The following is a 4,563-nucleotide window of genomic DNA, read 5'->3' on the forward strand; positions in this document are numbered from 1 at the left end:
TGAAAAAGGTATTGTTTTCAGCAGCTATATTAGCATTCGCAGGAGTTACAGCATTTAGTACTACAAACCATCATACAACTATATCAAAAGACAGTGTTACCTGGCAGGATACCACTAAAAAAGATACCACCGAGACTCCGGCCGATACAACAAGTACTCCTACCGATACGACTAAAGTGAACTAAGATATTCTAACATCTGCCCTGTTAAACAGGGATGCTTATTCTCATTTTACAATTAACGCAACCTTTCAAAAGCCTCTCTGACAAGAGAGGCTTTTGTCATTTATCATAATAATTACAACATTTAGCGAAAATATGTGTTTCAGTAACGAACGCACTTAAGAGTGTATCAACCCGTTGAATTAAGAAAGGATGCATTCTGAATGGTATTAATTGTTGATGATCTTGCTGAAAATTTACTTGGATTACGAAAAATACTGGAACTAAACGACTTCAAAGTCGATGAAGCCCGCTCGGGAGAAGAAGCATTAAAAAAGGTTCTCAGGAATAATTACTCCCTGATTATACTGGATGTTCAGATGCCGGGGATGGATGGGTTTGAAGTAGCAGAAGCACTGTCGGGTTTTAGTAAAGCTAGAGACATACCTGTCATTTTTCTTTCTGCCGTTAACACAACCAAGGAATTTATCACTAAAGGCTATCTCACGGGAGGATACGACTATGTTACCAAACCAATGGATCCGGATATCCTGCTCCTTAAGGTAAAGAATCTTTATAGGCTTTCGCAGCAAAACCAGGAACTTAAGACTGTAAAGGCGGAACTGGAAAAGGAGATAGAAGTAAGAAAAGCAGCTGAAAAGAGGAAAGATGAGTTCCTGAGCATTGCGAGTCATGAATTGAAAACACCTCTGACACGCGCCAAAGGATATGCTCAACTTTTAAAAAAGATGATAAGCAACCAGCAGAAAGCTGAGGAAAATTTAAAATATCTGCAAAGAACTGAGACACAACTCGAAAAGCTAAACCTCCTGGTAGACGGACTTCTCGACCTCACCAATATAGAGGCTGGTAAAATAAAGTTCTCATTTACCTATTTCAGCGGAACCGAAGCTATAACAAATATCTCGGAAGTGTTTGCGACTATCTATCCGGAATACCATATCATACTATCGGGAGACTTACCTGAGACGCTCTATGGAGACCAAAACAAATTAGAACAGGTTGTTCTTGATTTCCTCTTTAACGCGGCAAAATACTCACAGGTCTCAAAAGATATTTTTCTTGAAGTTTCTGTCAGCAACGGAATTTTAACTATCAAAGTGAGAGATACGGGAGTTGGCATTTCCCCCGAAAAAATGCCAAGGCTTTTTCAGAAATTTTACCGGGCGGAAGACTCATACAACGAGTTTCAGGGCCTTGGTATAAGTCTTTATATCTGTTCGGTTATCATCAAATTTCACAAGGGCACTTATGGCGTAGAGAGCGAACCCGGAAAAGGATCCACTTTCTATTTTTCCATCCCCGTGGATAAACCTGTTTCATCCTGACTTCAGCAAGCTCATAGGCAGGCATTCTGCTTTGTATCCTGAAATGCCTTATCTTTGCATCCCCTATGTTTGGAACCAGCAAATATTTCCAGTATTACAGAAGTAACTTAAAGCTCGCCGTCCCTGTGGTTATCTCGCAGTTGGGGCATACTCTTGTGCACACCGCTGACAGTGTGATCGTCGGTCACTTCGCAGGTACCGTATCATTAGCGGCGGTTTCCCTTGTAAACAGTGTTTTTACGATTATCATGGTGGCCGGTATTGGTATAGCCTATGGCCTAACGCCTCTTATTGCCCAGGAAAATGGCAAAAAGAACTACGACGAATGCGGCAAACTCTTCAGCAGCAGTCTGATTATAAACACGATCACCGGGTTTGTATTATTCATCATTATTTATTTTGGTTTGCTTCTTATAATAGGTGATCTGGGGCAGGATCAGGAGGTTGTACGCCAGGCAAAACCATATCTGGGCTTGCTGGGTATATCGATCATTCCGCTCATGCTTTTTAATACTTTTAAACAGTTTGCAGAAGGGCTGGGATTTACGAGACAGGCGATGGTGATTTCTATCGCAGGAAATATCATTAATATATGCCTGGGAATAACCTTTGTTAAAGGCTTGTTCGGCATTGAGCCAATGGGCGTAAAGGGGGTTGGATGGAGCACTTTAATCGACCGGACTATCATGGCCATGGTAATGGGTTTGTATGTATTCAGGTCGAAGAACTTTAAGACTCACCTTCGTGCATTTACTCTTAAAAAAGCAGACCGCGGCCGGTCTCTCCGGATACTGAAGATCGGCGGCCCTGTAGCACTGCAATATACATTCGAAGTGAGCGCCTTCAGCGGAGCGGCCATTTTGATGGGTACCCTGGGAGCTGTAAAGCAGGCCGCCCATCAGGTAGCCATCAGTCTTGCCTCTATGACATACATGATGGCCAGCGGAATATCGGCTGCTGCCACCATTCATACCGGAAATAACTTTGGGCGCCAGGATTACAAACAATTACGGCTCTCGGCAAATGCCAGCTACCATATTGTACTGGTCTTCATGTTTTTCACAGGATTGATCTTCGTGGCTTTCAATCGTTTTCTGCCCTGGATCTATACATCTGATACAGCGGTGATCGCAGTATCCGCTCAATTGCTTCTTATCGCGGGGCTCTTTCAGCTGTTTGACGGAGCACAGGTTGTGGGACTGGGAATTTTAAGAGGTATGGGCGATGTTAACGTTCCTACGCTCATAACATTTATTGCCTATTGGGTAATCGGACTGCCGCTGGCATGGCTGTTGGGAATTTATACCAACTGGGGAGCAAATGGTATATGGTGCGGACTTACGCTCGGGCTGTTAGCCTCCTCCCTCCTGCTCTTCCAGCGTTACAGCTACACCTGTAAAAAGATATTCGGCGCCGGAGATTATTCCTGATTTATCTAAAAATATAGCTCATGGGCAACCCTGAAAGTGTTGCAATGAGCTTCAACGATATCTGAAATCTTCGGGGAATAGCCTCCTCCCATACTGACTTCTACAGGAACTCCACGTTCTTTGCAGTGTTGAAATACCATCCTGTCGCGCTCCCTGCATCCCTCCCGGGTCAAGGAAAGATGCCCGAGCTTATCGCTTTCCAGCACGTCAACTCCGGAAAGATAGAAAACGAAATCCGGAACTGCTTCCCTGAACAACTTCGGAAGCGTATCGCTCAGAACAGAGAGATACTCCTCATCGCCCACTCCCTGTGATAACGCGATGTCGAGGTCAGACCGTTCTTTTCTGAAAGGGAAATTCTTCCCGGCATGCATAGAAAAGGTAAACACAGAAGGGTTTTCTTCAAAAATCTGCGCGGTACCATTTCCCTGGTGAACGTCGAGGTCTATTATCAGAACGGAAACGGCTTTTCCCGTATTCAACAAATAATTGGCCGCAACGGCCTGATCGTTAAGGAGACAGAAACCTTCTCCCCAGTCGTATCCAGCGTGATGTGTCCCACCGGCAACATTAAATGCAATGCCGTAATCAATTGCATAGAGGCAGGCATCAATAGTTCCCTGGACAATAGTGACCTCCCGGTCGACAAGGGATTTGGAAAGGGGGAAGCCCGTCCGGCGAATCTCACGCGGGCTCAGAGTAAGGTCCCGGAGATCTTCCCAATATTTCCTGCTATGCGTCAGGAGAATGATTTCTTCAGCGACTCTGGCAGGAGAAAAAAGATTTTGCCCGGTAATGAGTCCTTCGTATAATAACTGCCCCGGTATTAACTCATACTTCAGCATCGGAAACCTGTGGCCTTCCGGCAGTAGATGGGAATAGGACGGATCAAATGCAATCTTCAACACAAGTCCGAAAGTACATAAAGAAATTTGATTAGCTTTGCTTCATTGGGCCGGAAACGCAATTTGAAGCAAAAAAGACATTAAAATGGATTACAAATTAGGTGAGTTCGTACGTTTTGTTGACGAGAAGAGAGAAGGATATATTACCCGTATTTTCAATGATGAAATGATTGGAGTAACAGGTGATGACGACTTTGAGATTCCCGTACCTGCCAGCAAAGTTACCCGTGTTCACGGACATGTTTACAACGACCCATCCGCAGAAACAAATGCGGCAGGCTCGTCCCCGATACCAGGAAATTTTGAAACCAAAGGAATTTATCTTGCAATGATACCCGATCAGAGAAAAGGGTCGGTTGTTTATTTCCATCTGGTCAATGACACCTCTTTTCAATTACTCACCACGCTTACAACAGCGAAAGGAAAAGACTTCAAAGGAGAGTTCGCCGGCATCATTAATCCGGCATCCGCAACAAGGGTATTTACAGCCTCTTTGTCTGAACTCGATCAATGGCCTTCTTTTGAGATCCAAATAATGTATTTTACTACCGGGAATATTAAACTTCCGGATCCTGTGACTGTCAGTGAGAAGTTCAGGGCAAAAGATTTTGCAGGGGCTAAAAAAAGAGTGGAACAGCTTAAGCAGGACGCATGGATCATACGTCTGGATGAAGAGGATCTTGTTGTAGATCCTGAAAAACTGAAAGAGAGTTTCTTT

Annotated in this window: 5 protein-coding genes; 4 read left to right on the forward strand and 1 reads right to left on the reverse strand. The window is 44.1% G+C overall.

What is annotated here, in order from left to right; translation table 11 throughout:
- From DDR33_RS25855 to DDR33_RS12545, 3 genes are all read left to right on the forward strand, one after another.
- Window positions 1-185 (forward strand): hypothetical protein (locus tag DDR33_RS25855; RefSeq protein ID WP_158280735.1); only part of this gene is annotated, 185 nt, incomplete at its 5' end.
- Between the two features lie 200 nt (window positions 186-385).
- On the forward strand, window positions 386-1,510 hold the full coding sequence (locus DDR33_RS12540) for an ATP-binding response regulator (protein ID WP_109416134.1): 1,125 nt from the start codon (window positions 386-388) through the stop codon (window positions 1,508-1,510).
- 65 nt (window positions 1,511-1,575) lie between these two features.
- A complete protein-coding gene (locus DDR33_RS12545) occupies window positions 1,576-2,940 on the forward strand; it encodes an MATE family efflux transporter (RefSeq protein WP_109416135.1) in 1,365 nt (454 codons plus the stop codon).
- Window positions 2,941-2,945: 5 nt separating this feature from the next.
- Here DDR33_RS12545 and DDR33_RS12550 read toward each other — a convergent pair whose 3' ends face one another.
- Window positions 2,946-3,848, reverse strand: a complete 903-nt coding sequence (locus DDR33_RS12550) for a histone deacetylase family protein (protein WP_109416136.1) — start codon at window positions 3,846-3,848, stop codon at window positions 2,946-2,948.
- 82 nt (window positions 3,849-3,930) lie between these two features.
- On the opposite strand from DDR33_RS12550, the gene DDR33_RS12555 reads away from it, so the two are divergent.
- Window positions 3,931-4,563, forward strand: a 633-nt coding sequence (locus DDR33_RS12555) for a DUF2027 domain-containing protein (protein ID WP_238387787.1), incomplete at its 3' end; no start/stop codon positions are given.

Origin of the sequence: Pararcticibacter amylolyticus, assembly GCF_003130405.1 — a bacterium.
GTDB classification, from domain to species: domain Bacteria; phylum Bacteroidota; class Bacteroidia; order Sphingobacteriales; family Sphingobacteriaceae; genus Arcticibacter; species Arcticibacter amylolyticus.

Coding starts and splice junctions, on each gene's coding strand:
- DDR33_RS12540 (WP_109416134.1), top strand. CDS start 386: ATGGTATTAATTGTTGATGATCTTGCTGAAAATTTACTTGGATTACGA.
- DDR33_RS12545 (WP_109416135.1), top strand. CDS start 1,576: ATGTTTGGAACCAGCAAATATTTCCAGTATTACAGAAGTAACTTAAAG.